17 protein-coding genes are annotated in these 20,610 nt (G+C 54.2%); 15 read left to right on the top strand and 2 right to left on the bottom strand.

The features are described 5' to 3' along the window. Positions 1–184: 184 nt before the first annotated feature. From NI000_RS05470 to NI000_RS05415, 12 genes are all read left to right on the top strand, one after another. A complete protein-coding gene (locus NI000_RS05470; protein ID WP_253408498.1) occupies positions 185–1,465 on the top strand; it encodes an ArsB/NhaD family transporter in 1,281 nt (426 codons plus the stop codon). 32 nt (positions 1,466–1,497) lie between these two features. Beyond that, on the top strand, positions 1,498–1,782 hold the full coding sequence (locus NI000_RS05465; RefSeq protein ID WP_253408496.1) for a hypothetical protein: 285 nt from the start codon (positions 1,498–1,500) through the stop codon (positions 1,780–1,782). Positions 1,783–2,169: 387 nt separating this feature from the next. Further along, positions 2,170–4,791, top strand: coding sequence for an alanine--tRNA ligase (gene alaS, locus NI000_RS05460; RefSeq protein ID WP_253408495.1), 2,622 nt, complete (start codon positions 2,170–2,172; stop codon positions 4,789–4,791). A gap of 79 nt (positions 4,792–4,870) precedes the next feature. After that, positions 4,871–5,134 carry an IreB family regulatory phosphoprotein gene (locus NI000_RS05455; protein WP_025850272.1) on the top strand — a complete coding sequence of 88 codons (264 nt, stop codon included), beginning with the start codon at positions 4,871–4,873 and terminating at the stop codon, positions 5,132–5,134. Between the two features lie 191 nt (positions 5,135–5,325). Further along, positions 5,326–5,748, top strand: coding sequence for a Holliday junction resolvase RuvX (gene ruvX, locus NI000_RS05450; protein WP_216796255.1), 423 nt, complete (start codon positions 5,326–5,328; stop codon positions 5,746–5,748). A gap of 6 nt (positions 5,749–5,754) precedes the next feature. Continuing rightward, complete coding sequence (locus NI000_RS05445; protein ID WP_010497099.1) at positions 5,755–6,081, top strand: DUF1292 domain-containing protein; 327 nt, start codon at positions 5,755–5,757, stop codon at positions 6,079–6,081. 69 nt (positions 6,082–6,150) lie between these two features. Then, complete coding sequence (locus NI000_RS05440) at positions 6,151–6,447, top strand: DUF1292 domain-containing protein (protein ID WP_036689997.1); 297 nt, start codon at positions 6,151–6,153, stop codon at positions 6,445–6,447. Positions 6,448–6,532: 85 nt separating this feature from the next. Next, the gene (gene mltG / locus NI000_RS05435; protein ID WP_253408493.1) at positions 6,533–7,591 is read left to right on the top strand and encodes an endolytic transglycosylase MltG; all 1,059 of its coding nucleotides are present in this window, start codon (positions 6,533–6,535) and stop codon (positions 7,589–7,591) included. Between the two features lie 33 nt (positions 7,592–7,624). Beyond that, entirely contained in the window at positions 7,625–8,566 is a 942-nt protein-coding gene (locus tag NI000_RS05430) for a peptidase U32 family protein (protein WP_253408491.1), read from the top strand. A gap of 33 nt (positions 8,567–8,599) precedes the next feature. Further along, complete coding sequence (locus NI000_RS05425; RefSeq protein ID WP_253408489.1) at positions 8,600–9,889, top strand: peptidase U32 family protein; 1,290 nt, start codon at positions 8,600–8,602, stop codon at positions 9,887–9,889. Between the two features lie 385 nt (positions 9,890–10,274). After that, positions 10,275–12,452 carry a methyl-accepting chemotaxis protein gene (locus tag NI000_RS05420; RefSeq protein WP_253408487.1) on the top strand — a complete coding sequence of 726 codons (2,178 nt, stop codon included), beginning with the start codon at positions 10,275–10,277 and terminating at the stop codon, positions 12,450–12,452. Between the two features lie 118 nt (positions 12,453–12,570). Continuing rightward, positions 12,571–14,382: a peptidoglycan D,D-transpeptidase FtsI family protein gene (locus tag NI000_RS05415; protein WP_253408485.1), complete on the top strand. Its 1,812-nt coding sequence runs from the start codon at positions 12,571–12,573 to the stop codon at positions 14,380–14,382. 79 nt (positions 14,383–14,461) lie between these two features. Here NI000_RS05415 and NI000_RS05410 read toward each other — a convergent pair whose 3' ends face one another. Both NI000_RS05410 and NI000_RS05405 read right to left on the bottom strand, forming a co-directional pair. After that, positions 14,462–15,715, bottom strand: coding sequence for an ATP-binding protein (locus NI000_RS05410; protein WP_253408484.1), 1,254 nt, complete (start codon positions 15,713–15,715; stop codon positions 14,462–14,464). Positions 15,716–15,874: 159 nt separating this feature from the next. Beyond that, a complete protein-coding gene (locus NI000_RS05405; protein WP_375540948.1) occupies positions 15,875–16,921 on the bottom strand; it encodes a metallophosphoesterase family protein in 1,047 nt (348 codons plus the stop codon). 217 nt (positions 16,922–17,138) lie between these two features. On the opposite strand from NI000_RS05405, the gene NI000_RS05400 reads away from it, so the two are divergent. The 3 genes from NI000_RS05400 to NI000_RS05390 all read left to right on the top strand — a co-directional run bounded on the left by NI000_RS05400 (position 17,139) and on the right by NI000_RS05390 (position 20,535). Continuing rightward, complete coding sequence (locus NI000_RS05400) at positions 17,139–18,551, top strand: HEAT repeat domain-containing protein (RefSeq protein ID WP_253408480.1); 1,413 nt, start codon at positions 17,139–17,141, stop codon at positions 18,549–18,551. A gap of 222 nt (positions 18,552–18,773) precedes the next feature. Further along, positions 18,774–20,003: a DUF2157 domain-containing protein gene (locus NI000_RS05395; RefSeq protein ID WP_253408478.1), complete on the top strand. Its 1,230-nt coding sequence runs from the start codon at positions 18,774–18,776 to the stop codon at positions 20,001–20,003. After that, positions 19,996–20,535 carry a GDYXXLXY domain-containing protein gene (locus tag NI000_RS05390; protein ID WP_253408476.1) on the top strand — a complete coding sequence of 180 codons (540 nt, stop codon included), beginning with the start codon at positions 19,996–19,998 and terminating at the stop codon, positions 20,533–20,535. The genes NI000_RS05395 and NI000_RS05390 overlap by 8 nt, the downstream gene beginning before the upstream one ends. Positions 20,536–20,610 lie beyond the last annotated feature (75 nt).

Raw genomic sequence — 20,610 nt, 5'->3', positions numbered from 1 at the left:
GGCGTTTCTTCGGTATCCGGCCGTTGACCGTATGCCTGCCGGTTGCATAAGACAAGTACATAATCGCGTTGATTTTCGGAGGAGCCTGTCACCAAGGGCTTCTTTTTGCTTTTTTTAGGGTTATGCGGAAGAGCGGCGCGAGTTGGCGGCACCAATAAAATTGCATCGGAGAGAGGATTTCGTTATGGATCAACAAGCTCTTATCGCTATCGGATTGTTTGCGGTAGCCTACGGTTTTATCGTTTCGGAAAAAATTCACCGGACGATCGTTGCCATGATCGGCGGCATTTTGATGGTTGTTCTGGGCATCGTCAATCAGGAAACGGCGCTTCATCATATCGATTTCAACACGCTTGGCCTGCTGGTGGGCATGATGATTATCGTCGGTATTACCGCGGAAACGGGATTGTTCAAATATATTGCAGTCTGGTCGGCCAAAAAGGCGGGAGGTCACCCGGTCCGCATCATGATCGTGCTTTCGCTGGTCACGGCGATCGGCTCGGCGTTTCTGGATAACGTGACGACCGTGCTGCTGATGGTGCCGGTAACATTCAGCATTACGCGGCAGCTGCGAGTGAATCCGGTCCCTTTTCTGATGTCACAAATTCTCGCTTGCAATATCGGCGGCACGGCGACACTGATCGGCGATCCGCCCAACATCATGATCGGCAGCGCAGTGAAAGAATTGACTTTTATGGCCTTCATCAACAATTTGGCGCCGATTGCGGCGATCGTCCTCGCGATCACCGTGCCTTTCTTCGTGTTATTTTACCGCAAACAGATTCGCACGACGGAAGAGCTGCGGCTAGGACTGATGAAAATGAATGAAAAAGCGGAAATCCGCGATCCGGTGCTGTTGAAAAAATGTCTTGCGGTGCTTGGATTGACCCTGATCGGCTTCTTCGTCCACCAGATCGTCCATTTGGAGTCGGCGACCGTGGCGCTCGCCGGTGCATTCCTTCTTCTGCTGTTGACCGGCGAGCACTTTCTGGAAGAGGCGTTTCAGCGGGTCGAGTGGACGACGATCTTCTTCTTTGTCGGATTGTTCGTGCTTGTCTCGGGCTTGATCGAAACCGGCGTGATCGCCGCGTTGGCGAACTACGCGGTCGGAGTAACGGGCGGCGATGTGACGAAATCGGCGGTTCTGATCCTCTGGCTCAGCGGAATCGCTTCGGCGTTTTTGGATAACATCCCGTTCGTGGCGACGATGATTCCGATGATTCAGGAAATGGGCACGATGGGGGTCAGCAACCTGGAGCCGCTTTGGTGGAGTCTTGCGCTCGGGGCTTGTCTCGGAGGGAACGGCTCGCTGATCGGCGCGAGCGCGAATCTGATCGTAGCCGGTATGGCGGCAAGGGAAGGGCATCCGATTTCGTTTATGAAATTTTTCGTGATCGCCTTTCCGCTCATGCTGCTTTCAATAGCTGTTGCAAATGTATACGTGTATGTGAGATATTTGATGTAACAGCAGTCGGTTAACCGAAGGAGGCTTCACCCATGCTACACTATGAATACGACCGTGAGCTTCTGACCATTGAAGAGCAATCGAACGGACAAGATGTCGAGTTCCGGATGAAGCTCCATCGCCCCGATGCCGGTGTCGAGAAAGCAGTAAAGCGGATTCGCGATTATTTCGACGATAACGACGTGATCACGGACGTCTTATTCTACGCTCACGAAGACGCCGAGTATCAATGGATTGTCCGGCACGATTTCTACGAGGATTTCGTCATCAGCCTGTTCAGGCACCGGCTTGTCCAGCGCATAGCTTGGGAGCAGTAGGCGTTCTGTTGACAAGTCTGCTGCCCGAAAGCTATAATTTTGATAAATAGTGCTTATTTTTAAGCACATGAAAGCGTTGATGAAATTTAAGTACGTCATAGTCCATTAGCCAGAGAGAAGGTTTTGGAGGCATCGCGCGGCAAGCTTGCTTGCAGTCTCGCAGCTCCAGCTGGGAAAACCTTTCTAATGAAGGATGACCGAACGCTCATTTCGGAGCGCGGATTCAAAAAGTCCGCCGGGCGGACCCGTTATCGTCCGGACAGAGGAGATTGTGAAGGCGCAACCATGCTGCCACACAATAACCAGGGTGGTACCGCGAGCAAATCGTCCCTGTTTCAGGGGCGTTTTTTTGTATTAAAATGAAGTGTCGGGAGGAAAATGAACCCAATGAAAGCAAGTGAAATTCGCGAAAAATGGTTGAAATTTTTTGAAAGCAAGGGACACACGATCGAGCCCAGCGCTCCGCTCGTGCCTCACAACGATCCGTCGCTGCTGTGGATCAACGCAGGCATGGCGCCGCTGAAGCCGTATTTCGACGGCCGCGTCGTCCCGGAAAATCCGCGGATCGCGAACTCGCAGAAGTGCATCCGCACGAACGATATCGAGAACGTCGGCAAAACGCGCCGTCACCATACGTTCTTTGAAATGCTCGGCAACTTCTCCATCGGCGATTATTTCAAGGAAGAAGCGATCACGTGGGCTTGGGAGTTTCTGACGAGCCCCGAGTGGATCGGCTTCGATCCGAACCGGTTGTCCGTCACGGTATATCCTGAAGATACCGAAGCGTTCGAACTGTGGAATAAAAAAATCGGCTTGCCGGAGGAGCGCATCTACAAGCTGCAGGACAATTTCTGGGACATCGGCGAAGGTCCTTGCGGCCCGTGTACGGAAATTTTCTACGACCGCGGCGACAAGTACGGCGATCTCAGCGATCCCGAGTGCTGGCCGGGCGGAGAAAACGAGCGCTTCCTTGAAGTATGGAACCTGGTCTTCTCGCAGTTCAACCATAACAAGGACGGCAGCTATACGCCGCTTCCGAACAAAAACATCGATACCGGCGCCGGCTTGGAGCGCTTCGCTTCCATTCTGCAGGATGTCGATTCGAACTTCGATACCGATCTGTTCCAGCCGATCATTCAAAAGACGGCCCAGCTTGCCGGCGTGACTTACAAGCAAAACGAAGAGTACGACGTGGCGCTGAAAGTAATCGCCGATCACATCCGTACCGTTGCCTTCTCCGTCGGCGACGGCGTGCTTCCGTCCAACGAAGGCCGCGGCTACGTCATCCGCCGTTTGCTCCGCCGCGCGGTGCGATACGGCAAGGTGCTCGGCATGGACAAGCCGTTCCTGTATACGCTGACTCCGATTGTCGGCGAGGTGATGGGCGTCTACTACCCGGAAGTGGTCGAAAAACGTGAATTCATCGAGAAGATCATCCGTATCGAGGAGGAGCGCTTCCACGAGACGCTGTCCGACGGCCTTGCGATTTTGGCCGAAATGGTCGACAAAGCCAGCAGCGAAGGCAGCACGGTCATCAGCGGACCGGACGCCTTCAAGTTGTACGATACGTATGGCTTCCCGTTCGATCTGACCGAGGATTTCGCTGCCGAGAAGGGGATGACGGTCGACCGCGCAGGCTTCGATCAAGCGATGCAGGAGCAGCGCGAACGCGGCCGCGAGGCCCGCAAAGAGACCGACAGCATGAAGGTGCAAGGCGGTCCGCTGGCCGATTTCACGGTTAAAAGCGAGTTTGTTGGATATACTGATTTGGTAACTGCTGCTAAAGTGATCGCGGTCGTGCATGAGAACCAGTTCGTCGATTTGGTCGGAACGGGCGAGACGTGTCAGGTGATTTTGGACCAAACCCCGTTCTATGCCGAAAGCGGCGGTCAGGTCAGCGACTACGGATATATTACCGCAGGCGATACGGTGCTCAAGGTTGAGGACGTAGGCAAGGCGCCGCACGGACAGCATGTGCATACCGTTGTCGTGGAAGCGGGCGTGCTGCGCAAGGGCGATACCGTTCAAGCGACGGTAACGCAGGATGTGCGTGAAGATATCATTAAAAATCATACGGCGACCCACCTGCTGCACAAAGCGCTCAAGGAAGTGCTCGGCGAGCACGTGAATCAAGCCGGATCGCTTGTTGCGCCCGAGCGCCTGCGCTTCGACTTCTCGCACTTCGGCAGCATTTCCGCCGAAGAGCTGCAGGATATCGAGCAGCGGGTTAACGAGCAAATTTGGAAGAGCATCGAAGTCGATATTTCGCTCAAACCGATTGCCGAAGCCAAGGCTATGGGAGCGATGGCGCTCTTCGGCGAAAAATACGGCGACATCGTCCGCGTCGTGCAAGTCGGCGGCTACAGCCTGGAGCTGTGCGGCGGCTGCCATGTGCGGAACACGAGCCAGATTGGCTTGTTCAAAATCGCCAGCGAGTCGGGGATCGGCTCCGGCGTACGGCGGATCGAAGCGACGACGGGACGGAACGCTTATCAATATTTGGACGGGCAGTTGCAACTGCTGCGCGATGCGGCAAGCCTGTTGAAATCGAACATCGGCGACGTGCCGAAACGGATCGACGGCTTGTTCGCACAGCTGAAGGAAGTATCGCGCGAGAATGAATCGCTCAAAGCGAAACTCAGCGGCATTGAAGCGGGCTCGCTCACCGATCAGGCGAAAACGGTGGACGGAGTAACGGTGCTTGCCGCTCAGGTGAGCGCAGGCGATATGGAGTCGCTCCGCAATATCGTCGATCAGATGAAAACGAAGCTTGGCTCGGCCGTGATCGTGCTCGGAGCCGCTGCGGAGGACAAGGTCAATCTGGTTGCGGCCGTGACGCCGGATCTGGTGTCGAAGGGCTACCATGCCGGCAAGCTGATCAAAGAAGTCGCTTCCCGCTGCGGCGGCAGCGGCGGCGGCCGTCCGGACATGGCGCAAGCCGGCGGCAAGGACGCTTCCAAGCTGCAGGAAGCGCTGCAAAGCGTGGAGCAGCTCGTCGCGGCAAAATAATAATTTTGCCGTAAACAGGAATTTTTAGGATCGTGGCGAATAAGTCAGTATTGATCAAATGCAGGGGGGGGGCCTCTAAATGAGTTCGATGGATAAAACGATGAAGTTCAACGTAAAAGCGGAAGAGATCGAGACCTCGCCCAAAGAAGTCATTCTAGCGGTGTACGATGCGCTGCAGGAGAAGGGGTACAATCCGATCAACCAGATCGTAGGCTATTTGCTCTCGGGTGACCCGGCTTACATTCCGCGTCACAACAATGCGCGCAGCATCATCCGCAAGCGGGAGCGGGACGAATTGATCGAGGAACTGGTTCGTTCCTACTTGCAGCACTATAAATCCTAAAAGTCCGGTGAATGCTGCGGAGGGGGCAGAATCGTTCTGGAGAAGCGTCAGCGGTCGCCTTTGTCTCCGGATTCTAACCTTTTAAAAGGTTATCTGATCAAAGAATCCGGAGACAACAGTGATCGGAAGAATGATCTGCTCACGCAGCCGCCTATTATTCAACGGACTTAGCCACCAGACTGGAGAACCTCATGCGCTTGATGGGACTGGATTACGGGGACAAGACGATCGGCGTCGCCGTCAGTGACGAGCTTGGTTGGACGGCGCAAGGGCTTGAAGTGATCCGTAGAACGACCGAGGAGCGCGATATGGCCCGCCTTCGGGAGATTATCGCGCAATACGGCGTCACGGAAATCGTCGTAGGCCTGCCGAAAAACATGAACAACACGATCGGTCCCCGTGGAGAAATTTGTATCGCATTTTCAGAGCAACTGCATGAAACCCTACAATTGCCGGTGCATTTGTGGGATGAAAGGCTGACAACCGCCTCCGCCCAGCGCACGCTGCTGGAGGCGGACGTCAGCCGCAAGAAACGAAAGCAGGTCATCGACAAGATGGCGGCTGCGCTCATTTTGCAAGGATATATGGATGCCCAATCCAACTCGAAGAGGTGAAGAACGGTGACAGATAAAGATCAAAATACCAACCAGGAGCAACTGCAGGAAGAGCCCGAAATTATTTACATTCCCGACGAAGAAGGCAACGAAGAAGAATTCGAAGTCATCATGAAATTCGAAGTGGACGGCTCGGATAAAAAGTATATGATGGTTGTTCCTGTCGATGCCGACGAGGAATCCGACGAAGTGTACGCGTTCCGCTATGAAGAGGACGGCGACGACCTGCAGTTGTACACGATTGAAGACGAAGAAGAGTGGAATATCGTGGAAGAAACGTTCAACACGCTGATGGACGAATACGACGACGAGGAAGAAGAATCGTCCAAGTAAGACGGCGCCCGGCCTCCCGTCCGGGAGGCGGGCCGTTTGTATAAGGAGGCTGGAACGTTGAATCCGAATATGGAAGCGACGCCGACCCGTCAGTTGCGGGAAACGTTCGGAGATGATATTATTTTGTATGACGAAGAGCAGGAATCCGTCGTCTATCGTATCGTCTCCGAATTGATCCTGGGCGATCAAGGGTACGCGATGCTGGAAAAAGCAAAGCCGGGCAAGGAAGACGAACCGGAAATTTACCGTGTGACACGGAAAGATGATGGGGAGCTTGAGCTTGAAACGATCGAAGACGACGATGAATGGGAAAACGTCTCCGAGCTTTTCGACGAGTTGACTTTTCCGGCTGACGAACAGTTGTAATTTACAACTTTTTTCTTAAGGAAGCCTGAGCGGAGATGATCCGCTCTTTTTCGTTTGTTTGCGGAGATGTAAAAGGAGCGGCGCCGTGAAACGGGTATGGATTTGGGGAACAATAGGAATTGTAGCAATGTTGGCCGGAGCTGGAACAGGGTTTGGATGGTATGTCACCCGCTCGCTTCAGCCAATGCCGGTTGCGGAGACGGAGCAGCGCATCTCGCTGCCGCCGGGCGCCGGAACGGGGCAGCTCGCAGCCGAGCTTGAGAGCAAGGGCATTATTCGCAGCGCCCGCGTCTTTACGTGGTACTTGAAATACAAGCAGGAAGGCGGCCGCTTCCAAGCAGGCGAGTATGCCATGACACCCGGGCTGTCGCCGGATGAGATTATCGACCGCTTGAACCGGGGAGATACGGTTAAGGAAGTCGGCATCCGCCTGACGGTGCCTGAGGGCTTTACCGTGCGTCAGATCGCGGAAAAGCTGCAGCAGCAGGAAGGCGTTGACTTGCAGCAGTTCACGAGTCTTGTCCAAAGCTACAAGGGGCCGGAAGGCTCTGCAGCCGCGCAAATTCCGGCCGACGCGTCCTTGCGGTCCCGTCTCGAAGGATATTTGTTCCCGGAAACGTACGAATGGAAGAAGGGGACGAGTCCGCAAGAGATGATCGAGACGATGACGCAGGAGCTCGACAAGAAGCTTGGGCAGCTGCCGCAGGATTGGAAGCAGACATTGGCCCAGCGCGGCTTGAGCGTGCATCAGATGCTGACGCTGGCCTCGCTCATCGAGCGCGAGGTAGTTGTCGAAGACGAGCGTGCGCTCGTCAGCGGCGTTATTCATAACCGCTTAAAGCAAGGCATGCCGCTGCAAATCGATGCGACCGTGCAATATTTATTCGACAAGCCGAAGGAACGGCTGTTTGAGAAGGATTTGCAGATCCAAAGTCCTTATAATACGTATTTGAATAAAGGGCTGCCGCCCGGACCGATTGCAAGTCCGAGCCTCGCCTCGATCAAAGCGGCGATTTATCCGGCAGATACCAAATATTTGTTTTATGTAACCAAAAAGGACGGAAGCAAGGCGCATTTGTTTGCGGAAACGTTCGAACAGCATAAGAAGAATATCGCGGAGAGCGCCAAGAGCGCCAAGCCATAGCTTTACAATGTGAGGAGAAGGTGAGCAGGGCACATGAAAAAACCGGAACTGTTGATTTCGGCGGGATCATCCGCAGAAGCGAAGCGGTATATCGAGGCTGGGGCGGACGCCGTCCTCGTAGGCGAGCACCGGTTCGGCTTGCGGCTGCCGGGGGAAGTAACGGCGGAAGAGCTGGCCTCGCTCGTTTCATGGGCGCATGAACACGGAGCGAAAGTATACTCAGCCGTCAACAATATTATGGACAACGACTTGCTGCCTGAGCTGGAAAAGTATGTAGGCCAGCTACAGCAAGCGGGCGTCGACGGCATCGTCTTCGGCGATCCGGCCGTGCTGATGGCGGTTCGCGGCTTCGCACCCGGCATGCGTTTGCATTGGAATGCGGAGATGACCTCCACCAACTACGCGACGGCGAGCTATTGGTCAAGCAAAGGGGCGGCCCGCATGGTGCTGGCCCGCGAGCTGAACCTGGAGGAGACGCTGGAAATTGCGCGCCAGCTTGACGGTTCGATGGAAGTCGAAGTGCAGGTGCACGGCATTACGAATATATATCATTCGAAGCGGAGCCTGCTGACCAATTACAAGGAGCATCAGGGGCGTCCGCAAGAGCTTGAAAAGCTAGAGCTCGATAAAGAGGAAGGATTGTTCCTGATCGAGCAGGAGCGACCGAACGAACGATATCCGATCTACGAGGATGCGAACGGCACGCATATTATGAGCTCGGACGACATCTGTATGTTGGATAGCCTGCACGAGCTGATGGAAGGCGGCATCGACAGCTTCAAGCTGGAGGCGCTGCTAAAGTCGCCGGAGTACAATGAAGCGGTTGTTCGAGGTTACCGGCAAGCGATAGATGCGTATACGGCGAATCCGGACGGCTACGAGTTTCAAGAGGAGTGGCTGGATGCCATCCGCGCGCTGCAAGACGAACGGCGCGAGCTGACGTACGGATTCTTTTTCAAAGAGCAGGTTTATTAATACGATCTGAAGATATAAGCGAGGTGGAATAAAATGACATTGTTGAAGCAAGAGCTGCTCGGCAAGCGAGTGCGGTTCGAGAAGCCCGAGCTGCTCGCGCCGGCCGGAAGCCTGGAAAAGCTGAAGTTCGCCGTTCATTACGGGGCGGATGCGGTTTATATCGGCGGGCAGCAATACGGGCTCAGGTCGAACGCGGACAACTTCACCTTCGAGGAAATGCGGGAAGGCGTCGAGTTTGCGGAGAAATACGGCGCCAAAGTATTCGTCGCGACGAATATTTATGCCCACAACGAAGATTTGTCGGGCCTGGAAGATTATCTTCGCGGCATTCAAGATGCGGGCGTACATGCGATTATCGTGGCGGACCCGATTATTATCGAGACGTGCAAGCGCGCGGCTCCGAAGCTGGAAATTCACCTGAGCACCCAGCAGTCTACAATGAACCGGCAGGCCGTACAGTTCTGGAAAGAAGAGGGCATCGACCGGGTCGTGCTTGCCCGCGAGGCAACCATGGAAGAAATCGTCGAGATCAAGACGCACGTCGGTATGGAGATCGAAGTTTTCGTCCATGGGGCGATGTGCAGCTCCTATTCGGGACGGTGCGTACTGTCGAACCATTTTACGGACCGCGACTCGAACCGCGGCGGCTGTTCGCAGTCCTGCCGCTGGAAATACGATCTGTTTACTACCGAGGAAGAGCTGAGCGGACCGCAGATCGGCATCAAGGAAATTCCGCTGTTCCAAACGGGCGACAATCCGTTCTCGATGAGCTCGAAGGATCTGTGCATGATCGAGTACGTTCCGGAGCTGATTCGCGCCGGCGTCGACAGCTTCAAAATCGAAGGCCGCATGAAGAGCGTTCACTATGTGGCCACGGTCGTCAATGCGTACCGTCAGGCGATCGATGCGTATTTTGCCGATCCGGAGCATTACGAAATGAAGCCGGAATGGCTGTATGAGATTCAGAAGGCGGCTAACCGTCCGCTCAATACCGGGTTTTTCTACGACCGTCCGGGGCATGAGGACCACATCTTCGAGCCCGAGGACAAAGCGGCTCCGTACGATTTTGTCGGCGTTGTGATGGAGTACGACGAAGCGACGCAGACCGCGCTCATCCAGCAGCGGAATCATTTTAAGCCGGGGCAGGAAGTGGAGTTCTTCGGTCCGAAGGGCACGTTCTTCAAGCAGGCGGTGGGCGAGCTGCAGGATGAAGAGGGCAAAGCGCTCGACGCTGCGCGGCATCCGCTGCAGCTCATCCGGATGAAGGTGGAGCAGCCGGTCCGTCCGTTTGATATGATGCGCAAAAAGATGAGAAAATCGTAATGGCCGCGGCATAACCGCTGCTTGACGACGGCTCCGTCCTTTAGGGACGGGGCTTTTTTGCATTTGCAGAGATTTATCCCGGTGTGCGGAGTCGGCCCAATGGCCTAAGTATGCGCCTTCGGTCATGTAGTCGCATTTTTTGTTTAAATATCTATAACATTTTACCTACTTGGTCCCGATATAGATAAAGATACTCTTTTTTTATTAATTAAAAATTTATATATTTCGTAAGGTGATTTTGAATTGAGGCGGTGGAACTAACATTTTTTTTCGATCGCAACCCAATGAAGTAAAGGGATTTTGACATTTCATGTCGAATACCAAGATTAACCGGTTAAATGCTTGCATACTTATCAAACTAATACATATCTAGGTGGTGTTTCCTGTGAAGGATCAATGGTCTTCACTTAAAGCCAGCCTGCAAAAAGCCGGCAAATCGTTGAAAAATGGGCGCTCCAATTCGTCCGACCCGAATCGTTCCGAAGGTTCGCGTGCTTCTAAAGTCGTGGATTCGCTGAAGGAAGTAGGTCTAATGAACTTGTTGAGGTCGGTAGGGGGCAAGCTGTTCCTTATCTTTTTTATCAGCATCTTGTTTTTCGTGTTGACCGTAGGTCTGACTTCTTATAACATCTCCAAAGGCGTTATTCAGAAAAAGGTGGCCGATGCGTCGGAAGGAACCATTACGCAAGCCGGGCAAAAGCTCGATCTACTCTACGCCACGTATGAAGACTTGTCAATGCAAATTTTGCTGGACGAAGATTTGAAAAAGCTGCTTGCGGATATGGATACCGTGAACAAAAACAGCTACGATTTTCTCCAGCTCCGGCAGAAGCTCGGCGACAAGCTGAACGTTTATTCGTACTCGAATAAAACGCTTAAATCAATCTATCTGTTTAAAGCAAGCGGAGAACCTGTGGCTTCGGCCGGCTCGCAAATGAGTAAAGAAAGTCTGGCGCAGGAAGATTGGTTCAAAAAGATCGTCGATGGCAACGGCAAAGCGACCTGGCTGGAATCCAGAGCGAAGGGCTACTCGGATTCGCTGGGCAATGCGGGAACAGCTTCGTTCGGTTTGGGCCGCGTGCTGAAGAACACGACGACCAATGCCGTGCAGTCCGTGCTTCTGCTGGAGATCAATCTGGAGGCGGTCGGTAAGGAGCTCGGCCAAATCTCGATGGGCGAAGGCGGAAAGACGGTCATCGTCACGCCTGAGATGAATTACATCTATAGCCATGACGCTGCGGAAATCGGCAAGCCGAGCGATTTTGGGGTAACGAAGGAAGCTTTTGCCGAAGACAAAGGAAAGCTGCAAAACAACAAGCAGGATATGCAGCTCGTTTATTTCAAATCGGCCAAAACGAACTGGCTGTTGGTCGGCGCGATGCCGGTGGCGGAGCTCGTGAAGGATGCGGGAGTCATCTTCGGCATGACTTGGTTGATGGCTTTTGTGGCGATGATTATCGCGGTTGTGATCGGATACTTTATCGTACGAATGATCGGTCGGCCCGTCGTTCAGCTTCGCAACCTGATGAAAGAAGGAGAGCAGGGCAATCTGAAGGTGCGGATGACCGTCACGAGCCAGGACGAGATCGGGCAGCTTGGTCAAAGCTTCAACCAGATGATGGAAAAAATTACGACGCTGGTGCAGCAAACGAATCATTCCGCTCAAGAGGTACTGCAAACGGCGGGGAGCTTGTCGGACGCTTCGAAGAAAACGGCTACGTCGGCGAAAGAAATCGCCGTCGCTACGGAAGAGATCGCCAGCGGCGCATCCAGCCTGGCTGTGGAATCCGAGCGCGGCAACGAGCTGACTCACAATATCGGCATGCAGATGAAAAGCGTGGTTGACGCCAACATTGTCATGGGTTCCGCGGCTTCGGAAGTTCAAGCGTCGAGTAAGCAAGGGATCGAATATATGTCCGAGCTGATCGGCAAAACAAACGCAACGGAAGCGATGACCCGCTCGATGGTGGAGAAGGTCGATAACCTGAAGGAAAGCACGCGCTCCATTCGCAAAATTTTGGACGTGCTCAGCAACATGACGAAGCAAACGAACATCTTGTCGTTGAATGCTACGATTGAAGCGGCCCGGGCCGGTGCGGCGGGGAAAGGCTTCATGGTCGTCGCGGACGAAATCCGCAAGCTGGCCGACCAATCCAGACAATCGATCGCGATCGTTGGCCAAATTACCGAAACGATTCAGAAAGAAATTGACGAGACGGTTAACGTGCTTTCGCAGGCTTACCCGATTTTCCAGGAGCAAATCGAATCCGTGAAAGAAGCCGATTCGATCTTTAAGCAAGTCGATTCGCAGATGGGCGAATTCATTGAACGGTTGTCCGAAGTAACGGAATCGATCAGCGAGCTTGAAGCGTCGCAGATGGTGCTGAGCGATGCGATGTCTAACGTCAGCGCTGTGGCCGAAGAATCGTCCGCGACTTCGCAAGAGGTGGCATCCTTGAGTTCGGAGCAAATGAGCATCAGCTCCGGTCTTGTGAAGCTGTCCGACAGTCTCGAGGGGCTGTCGAATTCGTTGAAGGAACAGTTGTCGAAATTCCAGGTTTAAAGTTGGTTTATACGGCGTCTTCTCCATTCGGGGAAGGCGCCTTTTGTTTGGATCGTTTGCAGGGGGAGCTTCCTGACCATACTTGTATCATCATACAAGGTACTGGCGGGTGCTCGGGATGGACAACGGAACAAAGCTGCAAAAGAACCGGATTTTTATCGTATTGCTCCTCATCATCGGGGTTTTGGCCGCTTGGAATTTACGGTTGTTCTGGATTCAAGTGGCGGCTTCCCGCAGCTTGACGGAACGAAAGATCGACTTGGTGGAAAATTCGGTCATTCAGCGGGCCCAAGGTCTTGTGCTCGATAGCGGACGGGGCGATTTTACGGACCGAAACGGCGTTCCTTTGACGGGAACGGAGCAGAAGGTGTTGGTCGTTTTCCCCATCCGCGAAGAAGCGTCTGCGGGGAACGATACGGCTGCTGCGATGGACCGGGTGGCAACTATCGTAAACGCTCCGCTTTCCGCTTGGCAGTCTTTTGTCCGCCAGTTGAAAGGTCCGGCCATTTGGTCCGTGTCCGGCCGCCCGGTCCCTTTAACGGCCGCTCAGGCGGTCAAGATCGAGGCTTTAGGTCTGAAATCCGTTCGGGCGATGACCTTCAAGCAGCGCTATGCCGAGCGGCAGCAGGCAAGCCAGGTGCTCGGCTTCATCGGGCAAAATCCCGAGCGGATTACGCGGCAGTTCACCGACCAATTCCATAAGGGAGAGCTGCAGCTCACGAGCAAAATCGGCAATTCCGGGCTGGAAAAAACGTTTGAATCTTGGCTACAGGGCATCGGGCCGTCCTACGTTTCGCTTTTTACCGACGGCTTGAAACGTCCGCTGCCCGGACTCGATACGCGCCAAATCGCTCCGAGCAATCCGTATTATCCGCTTAAAGTCGTCACTACCCTCGACTCCGGGATACAGCGGCGAGTCGAACGGAGCTTGGAGCGCTTGCACGTGACGGAAGGCGCCGTTGTCGTATTGGATATTCGAAATGGGGATACGATCGCGATGGCCGGCACGCCCGCATTCCAACCGGAGCATGTCGATCTGGCCCGAGGAAATTGGAGCAACAAGGCACTAAAAGCGGTCGCCCCCGGATCGATTTTTAAAACCGTGACTGCCGCCGCTGCCTTGGAAGAGAAGGCGGTTAAGGCGGACGAAACGTTCGAGTGCACAGGCGCACTTGGCAAATACGGCTTCACCTGCTGGAAGAAGGAAGGGCACGGTAAGCTTACGTTGGAAGAAGGCTTCACCCAGTCGTGCAACATCGTGTTTGCGAAGGTGGCGCAGCGGCTTGGGGGAAACAAGCTGGAGGCTTACGCGCACAGGCTCGGGCTGGAAATGCACGTCGGCTGGAGCGGAGACGTGCCGCACCGGAAGGCTTTTCGGCAATGGGATGCCGAGGAGCAGGGGCAAATCTATGCCGCTGCATCGGACAAGTCGGACGAAGGAGCGCTGGTGCAGACGGCCATCGGACAGCGGGACGTGCTAATGACGCCGCTGCAAGCGGCTAACTTGGTCGTGACGCTGTATAATCAAGGGAAAGTAGCGTCGCCGCGAATCGTGCGGGAAATCCGGTTCCGGAACGATCGGTTATACCAGTCGTTCCCGTCTCATGAGCTTGAGCAGGCTGCTAAACCTATCAAGCCGGCGACGGCGAAGCGGCTGCTGGGTTGGATGGCCGCGACGGTGGAGCATGGCACCGGGAAGGCGCTGCGTTCGGCGAAATGGAGCTTAGCTGGGAAATCGGGGACGGCGCAGGTCAAGTTAAAAAATGGACGCCCCGGCGAGAATCATTGGTTTATCGGCTACGGTCCTGCGGAAAAGCCTCGCTATGCCGCAGCGGTGCTCGTCCAGAACGTCCCGGAAGGGGGCAGCCATAGGGCGATTCCGCTTTTTAAGGAAGTGATGGATATTTTGGCTGATAGTTCTGAAAAGTAGGAGTGATCATGAAGGGGTATTGCAAGAGGCTGCGTTTTCGCGAGATGTACGGCGAAGACTCAGCCTTTTTTCATTGGGGTTAATGATAGGTAGAGGAGTGCAGCGACGGAATCAAAATCGAGAAACAGGTGCCTTTGCCCACTTCGCTCGTCACGTCGATCCGGCCGTGAATGTTTTGAATGGCCCGGTAGGTGACCATCATGCCGAGGCCGGTCCCTTTGCCGCGGGTGGAATAGAACGGCGTGCCGAGCCGTCCGACTTCATCCTGCGTCATGCCGATTCCTTGATCGATAATGTCGATGCACACTGTTTGATTTTGCAGCACGCCGACGATTTGCAGCTTTCCTCCACCGGGCATCGCTTCAATGCCGTTTTTGCACAAATGCATGATGCACTGTGCGAACTTATCCGGATTGGCGCTGATCATCAGCTTGTCCTGCAACTGCGTTTCCACCAATACGCCCCGAAGATCGGCGTACGACTGCAGCGTTTGGACCGTCTGTAAAATAAGCGGCTTGGCGTCCACGAGCTGGATCTCTTCCAGCTGGGGCTTGGCGAAGGATAAGTAATCGTTAATGATCGCCTGTGCTTTATCGACTTCTTCCAAGACCATCTGGCTGTAAATTTGCCGTTTGTCTTCCGCCAAGTCGTTTTGACGCATCATTTGCACGAACCCGCGGGCGACCGTCATCGGATTGCGGATTTCGTGAGCGAAGGAGGCCGCCAGCTCGCTCAGCATATTCATTTTATCGTTATGCTGCAGTTGCTTGCGCAATTCGATATTTCGCTTGATCTGCCTGATGATATAGACAACAAGTCCGGCGGTAAACGAATGGATGAGGCTGAACAAAGCAAAAAACAGGAAAAAATATCCGGTAACTGGAATGTGCTCCACCCATAGCGAGAACAAGGCGACAAATGCCGTAATCAATGACAAAACGAATCCCAGTCCGGCCGCTGTCGCGGTATTGAGCAGCCGGGCCGCATCGGCGATCCGGCGTTTGCAGTACCACAGTAGAATGAGATTGAAGCCGAGGGAAATCGGCAGCGTATGAAGTCCGTACCGTTCCGACTTCCAGTGGTAGGCCATAATAATGGCGGCTACGCCTAGAGCCGGCAAGGGTCCGGCATAAAAAAAGCACAAGGCGAGCGGAATCAAGCGGAAATCGAACAAATATCCGGAGGAGAGCTCGAACGGGTGCATCATGCTGACCAAAGAGGCGACCGTGCAGATGACGGTAACGATGATCTGGTTCGTACGCACGTTCACATGCTGCAGACGGTCAATCCAAAAAACATGATACAGCATGACCGGCGTAATTATGATAAGCATGTTTAACAGCAATTGGTGGAGCAAGTTCAATGTCATCACCTTTTGGCAGCGTGTTTTGAGAAGTCTCTCCGGCCTTGAGTCAAGTGATTGGTTATACAGAGCTGCGTTTATCGTCGGAGACGTTCTTCATAAAGAACGATCTTGCAAATATAGCGTAAGCTAGGCTTTGACTGGAGCTGTGCCTTTCAGCGGTACCGTCCAGACGGCAGCGTCAATCCATGAACGGTCGGAGAATTCCCGTCCTTTGACCACAACCTTGTTCCGGTAAACCTGCACATACATGCCCTGTGACGGCGATTTGGCTTTCCCGTCGGCTTTCGGGCGCGTTTTGCCCACCGAGGCGTTGTTGAACCAGTGGAATGTGTTCTGCCGGTTATAATGATCCTCGCCTTCGAAATTGCGGTGAGAATGCCCGGACAGCACGAACACGTTGCGGTACGGCTCAAGAATGGCACGGAACCGCTTGGCGCGGATCAACCGGTGCGAGCCCCCGTCGGTGCCGGGATCGGGCAAGGGCTGGTGAATGAAAACGAAAGCCGGACGTCCGTCATTATGGATTTTCATCGTCTCCGCAAGCCAAGCGAGCTGTTCGTCGGAATACCATGCGCCTTCGCCGACTTCCGGCTTTTCCTGCACATAGACTTCCTGCGAAAGTAAAATCAAATGAACGTCGTTAACCCACACATCGAAATAAGGCTTCTCGTAGCCAAAAAACTTCAGGAACCGCTCTCTGGACATGGCATCGGTCTTGCCGTTCGGCATCGTTTCCGTAGAAAAGGCGCCTTCGGATGTCAGCCAAATATCATAATAATCGTGATTCCCCATATTGGCGTAAACCGGAGGCAGCTTGTAAGCGTCCATGACCGCCTTCAACCGTTTGTATTCGATCGTTCGGCCGAAATCGGTCAAATCGCCGCCGAGCACGATCGCATCCACATCGGATTCGAACGAGCTAATGTCCTTCAGCGCCAGATGCAGCTTTTTTTCCATCGCATCGTCGGCTACCGAGATATGCAAATCGCTAAGCAGGAAAAAGGAGAGCAGCAGCGTGGGATCTGCGTCTTGGCCGCTCTCGGCGGCGTTGGCCGTAGGCAAGGTTGCCGCGTTCGGCGTCTCTTTTTCCAGCATGCGGGATGCGGCGTATCCGCCCCCGGACAGGACGGCAAGGAAAGCGAGCATGCGCTTGACAAATTGTCGTCTGGACATCATATGGGGAATTTCCCTCCGGTGTGTGGTTCAAAATAGCTATTCTACCATTATATCGGACCATTTGTAAAAATAAAATATGCGCAAGGAATGGAATTAGCGTCGAAAAAATCCTTATTTTTGTGCAAATCCAAATTACCTTCCTGCATGTGCGGGGCTCGGATTCTTCCCTATAATGAGGGCATCGTCATACTTCACTTCCTGGGAGGAAAAAGGAATGAGCCGTCCAACTCCTGTTTTGTTGACCGATGAGCAAATGAGAACGTTTATAACCGAAGGTTTCCTGATTCTGCAAACGGATTTCCCCGAATCGTTTCACCTTGCATTAACGGATCAGTTGAATCACGTGTACGAGCATGAAGGGAACCCGGGGAATAATCTGCTGCCGCGCATTCGCGAACTGCAGAAAGTATTCGATCATCCGGTCGTTACGGGAGCGCTCACCAGCGTTCTGGGGCCGAATTATATGCTGCACGCGCACCGTCACGGACATTATAATGCTTCTCCCGTGGCCGGAGGCTGGCATAAAGACAGCTATTGGGGCTACAAAAAAATGCGCAATCATCATCCGTGGTGGGCAATGATTATGTATTTTCCTCAAGACACGCCCGTGGAACTCGGACCGACGGGGATCATGCCTGGCACGCAAAATTACGAGAGCCGGACCTTCGAAGCGGACAATCCGGAGGGCGAGGCGGTAGCGAGCGGCAAAGCGGGGACTTTTGCGCTGATCCATTATGACATCTGGCACCGGTCGACCCCGAATCTTCTCGGACGGCACAGGTACATGCTCAAGTTCGAGTTTATGCGGACGGAAGCGCCGCAAGCTCCGAGCTGGAATTGCCGGGAACCTGAATGGAAGCGACCGGCCTCGTTCAGCACGCCGATTGTGGAGCATGAAGCCATGTGGCAGGAGACGTGGAATTGGTTATCTGGCCGGCTGGGGAGCTTGGCGGGAGCTCTCGATTCAGGAGCGGGAGCGGTTCAAGAGACAGCGACAAAACTGGAAGATCCGTACGAGCCAAATGCTTTGAACGCCGCATACGAGCTTGCAGGCATGGGCTCCGAAGGGGTAAAAGTGTTGATACGCGGTCTGCATCACGATGATGTGAAGGTTTCCCGTACGGTGGCTTACGGCTTGGCGGTTGCCGGGGCCGAAGCGGTCGCGCCGCTCGAACAAGCGCTGGGCAGCGACCGGGACGAGACGGTCGTCCACGCGGCCTATGCGCTCGGCGAATTGAGGCACTTGGCGGAGCAAGCCGTACCGTCGCTGGTCAAGCTGCTCGATCATCCGTCCCCACCGGTCCGGCAGACGGTCACCGAGACGCTCGGGATGATCGGCACACCCGCGGACCACGTTGTCTCCGCCTTGATTCGCTGCCTTCAAGATGAGGATGTTCAAGTCCGCTTCATGGCCGGCTTGGCATTGTGCCGCGTCGGGGCGGCAGGGGAAGCAGCGGTGCCGCAGCTTGAGAAGGCGCTGGAGGATGACAATCGATACGTTCGGGCGCACGCAGCCGAAGCACTGCATTACATCGGCACCGACTCGGCCAAGGACGCGCTGATCCGTTTCCTGCTCAACTCCCGCTGGTGTCCGACAACGACGCCGCAGAGCACCTTTTATCCTTGATGGTTTTTGTTCGATCCAACCTCATCCTGCGAATGCAGGATGAGGTTGGATCGGCCGGTCGGGTAAAGAAGCGTACGATGCGATTGAATTTTGTGCATGTTTCGAGGGGAACTAACGTTCATAGTACTAGCGGAAGTTAGTACTTCCTTTTCCTCTCGGACGGGATATACTTGAGGTATCAACACTCGCACAAGATATTACGCAAACAAGGGGTGCATTCCGATGAGCCGAAAATGGTTGGAGAAAGAAACCCCGATTTGGGTGGAGCGGGGCATCGTTACCCGCGAGCAGGCAGATCAGCTTCTAAGCATGTACGAAACGAAAAATCATGCCGTCGGCTTGCTGCCGATCCTCGGAAGTATTTTGGTCGGGCTGGGCATTCTCAGTTTTATAGCAGCGAACTGGCAGGATATCCCGCAGCTTGTCCGCCTTGCCATGATCGTACTACTGATGATGGGCTTTTACGCCGGAGGCGAGCTGGCGCTGCGGCGCGGTCACGATAAGCTGGGCATCGCGCTGATCAGCCTCGGGGTCGTCAGCTTTGGTGGAGGCATCGTGCTGATCGGCCAGATGTTTCACTTGGTCGCTTACAACGCGGGAACGTTTATTTTATGGGCATGTGCGGGAATGGCCGCGACCTTTATATACCGCAGCCGTTACTTGTATTTGCTAAGTCTGCTTCTTTTTGATATTGCCCAATTGTATAGCGTTGCAGAGTTCGATTACTTCAGTTATACCGCGTTCGCGCTTCTGGTGGCAGGTCTCGGGTTTTACGGCTGGAAACGGCGTCATCCGCTGCTGATCTGGTGCTTCAGCTTAAGCGTCACGGTGCAGGCGCTGATGTGGGCGATCGCGGCGGACGTGCCGTTCCTCTGGATGTTTATTCCGGCCATGGCGCTTTATGTCCTCGGTGATTGGCTGAAGGACGAACGCCATGGAGGCTATGCGCTGCAGACGGCTCCGCTTGCCGCAGCATTTATTTTCGCGATCGTCATGGTGATGATCGGACATGAAAGATGGGCTGTCGATGACGGTTGGCTGCTGGCTAAACCGCTCTATTACTTCGGGGCGCTTGTCCTTCTCTTTGCCGTCTCGATGGCCGGCAAGCTGCGAAACGGCCGGGCGTCCAGCGCCTTCGAATGGATTTTGCTCGCACCGTTCGTTTACTTGCCTTCCGGCGTCGACGTTCTGTACCTGCTTGCGCTGTTTTTCTTCTCGCTGTACGTGCTGTGGCGCGGCTATGCCGAGGAATGGCGGTTCAAGATCAACTTCGGAACGGTTCTGTTCATCTGCAGCACGATGGTGGCATACGGCAAACTAACCTGGGACTTTATGGATAAATCGCTGTTTTTCATTCTCGGAGGCTGTATACTCATCGGCTTGAGCTGGTTCCTGAACCGGCGGAAAAAACGGTTTTTCGACGATTCGAAGGAGGGGAACGGACATGTCTGACAATGCTGTTACCGGTGGCAAACGACGTTCGCTGCTTACGGCCGGCATCGTTCTGCTGCAGGCGCTTGTGCTGATTGGAATCGCCCTTTCCTTCTACGCGATTGGCTGGTTCGGAAAGGACATCCGCGTCCGAACGGTACCGGTGGATCCGCGCGATTTGCTGTACGGCGATTACGTGACCCTCGGCTATGACATCAGCCGTCTTGACCCGTCGCTGTGGAAAGAAACGGCACGGAAGCCGGAAAAAGGCCAACCCGTCTACGTGGTTTTGAAACCGGGAGCGGACGGCATTGCCCAGCCGGTGGCCGCATATGGCTCGAAGCCCGCGGTGCAGGAAGGCGAGGTTGTGATGAAAGGCCGGATCGACAATCGTTGGAGCGAAGAGATTTTCGTCAAATACGGAGTGGAAAAATATTACGTGCCCGAAGGGACCGGCAAATCGCTTGAGGATAAGGCAAGCCGGTTAATCGTGCACATGAAAGTTGCCCCGTGGGGCCAAGCAAAAATCGAAGGACTCGAAGAGCGTTCGTAGCGCCGCGGCGATGATAAGATATGAAAAAACTCGGCTTCCCGCAGTTCAGGGGAAATTCGAGTTTTTTGCTTTTGC

Source organism: Paenibacillus tyrphae (genome assembly GCF_024158745.1).
Lineage (GTDB): Bacteria > Bacillota > Bacilli > Paenibacillales > NBRC-103111 > Paenibacillus_G > Paenibacillus_G tyrfis_A.
This window is presented reverse-complemented; position numbering and strand designations above follow the sequence as displayed.

Bases quoted from the DNA above. Each gene is read 5' to 3' on its own strand.
- NI000_RS05470 (WP_253408498.1), top strand. From the start codon at position 185: ATGGATCAACAAGCTCTTATCGCTATCGGATTGTTTGCGGTAGCCTAC.
- NI000_RS05465 (WP_253408496.1), top strand. From the start codon at position 1,498: ATGCTACACTATGAATACGACCGTGAGCTTCTGACCATTGAAGAGCAA.
- alaS (WP_253408495.1), top strand. From the start codon at position 2,170: ATGAAAGCAAGTGAAATTCGCGAAAAATGGTTGAAATTTTTTGAAAGC.
- NI000_RS05455 (WP_025850272.1), top strand. From the start codon at position 4,871: ATGAGTTCGATGGATAAAACGATGAAGTTCAACGTAAAAGCGGAAGAG.
- ruvX (WP_216796255.1), top strand. From the start codon at position 5,326: ATGCGCTTGATGGGACTGGATTACGGGGACAAGACGATCGGCGTCGCC.
- NI000_RS05440 (WP_036689997.1), top strand. From the start codon at position 6,151: ATGGAAGCGACGCCGACCCGTCAGTTGCGGGAAACGTTCGGAGATGAT.
- NI000_RS05430 (WP_253408491.1), top strand. From the start codon at position 7,625: ATGAAAAAACCGGAACTGTTGATTTCGGCGGGATCATCCGCAGAAGCG.
- NI000_RS05425 (WP_253408489.1), top strand. From the start codon at position 8,600: ATGACATTGTTGAAGCAAGAGCTGCTCGGCAAGCGAGTGCGGTTCGAG.
- NI000_RS05415 (WP_253408485.1), top strand. From the start codon at position 12,571: ATGGACAACGGAACAAAGCTGCAAAAGAACCGGATTTTTATCGTATTG.
- NI000_RS05410 (WP_253408484.1), bottom strand. From the start codon at position 15,715: ATGCTTATCATAATTACGCCGGTCATGCTGTATCATGTTTTTTGGATT.
- NI000_RS05405 (WP_375540948.1), bottom strand. From the start codon at position 16,921: ATGTCCAGACGACAATTTGTCAAGCGCATGCTCGCTTTCCTTGCCGTC.
- NI000_RS05400 (WP_253408480.1), top strand. From the start codon at position 17,139: ATGAGCCGTCCAACTCCTGTTTTGTTGACCGATGAGCAAATGAGAACG.
- NI000_RS05395 (WP_253408478.1), top strand. From the start codon at position 18,774: ATGAGCCGAAAATGGTTGGAGAAAGAAACCCCGATTTGGGTGGAGCGG.
- NI000_RS05390 (WP_253408476.1), top strand. From the start codon at position 19,996: ATGTCTGACAATGCTGTTACCGGTGGCAAACGACGTTCGCTGCTTACG.